Here is a 239-nt window from a genome sequence, read left to right as displayed (position 1 = left end):
ACCATCGGCGCTAGAGAGCTTAACTTCCGTGTTCGGTATGGGAACGGGTGTGACCTCTCTGCCATCATTACCAGACTGTATTCATTTAAGACAAGAATCATTGTAACTTATTTAACTTTTAAAGTCAACAAGTTTTTTATATTCTTTCAAAACTAGATAACATTGCTTCATATTATATGGTTAAGTCCTCGATCTATTAGTATTCGTCAGCTCCACATGTCACCATGCTTCCACCTCGA

1 rRNA gene is annotated in these 239 nt (G+C 38.1%); it reads right to left on the bottom strand.

Annotation, left to right across the window (positions count from 1 at the left end):
* Positions 1-75, bottom strand: a 5S ribosomal RNA gene (gene rrf / locus FS742_RS27330); the annotation flags it as partial.
* Positions 76-239 lie beyond the last annotated feature (164 nt).

This window comes from Bacillus cereus, from assembly GCF_007678085.1.
GTDB classification, from domain to species: Bacteria; Bacillota; Bacilli; order Bacillales; family Bacillaceae_G; genus Bacillus_A; species Bacillus_A cereus_BE.
Note: the sequence above shows the minus strand (reverse complement) of the source record. Positions and strands in the feature narration are given on the sequence as shown.